Here is a 300-nt window from a genome sequence, read left to right as displayed (position 1 = left end):
GCCGACCGCCGCCCTCGGAGTCAAGCAGTCCGGCGTGGTCCTCAAGGACGCCGCCGCGGCCCGGGCCCCGGCCCACGGCGTGGTCCTGATCACCCACAACCCGCACCACCCCTACTTGGGCGTACCCCACTGCGCCTGGATCTCCGGTCAGCACATGCTGTTCGCGTACGACGTCGACCAGTCAGGCGGGGGGGGGGGCAACGAGTTCCTCTACCTCATCGCGCCCGTCATCGGCGGATGCGTGATGAGAGGCGGGCACGGGTCCGACCAAGTCGAGGGGGGGCCGGGGGTTTTTCTGTA

General features: G+C 70.0%; 1 pseudogene. It reads left to right on the top strand.

The annotated features are described in order from the left end of the window. Positions 1-300 (top strand): annotated as a pseudogene (locus ADK52_RS43555) (hypothetical protein); the annotation flags it as partial.

Origin of the sequence: Streptomyces sp. WM6372, assembly GCF_001279655.1 — a bacterium.
GTDB lineage: Bacteria > Actinomycetota > Actinomycetes > Streptomycetales > Streptomycetaceae > Streptomyces.
This window is presented reverse-complemented; position numbering and strand designations above follow the sequence as displayed.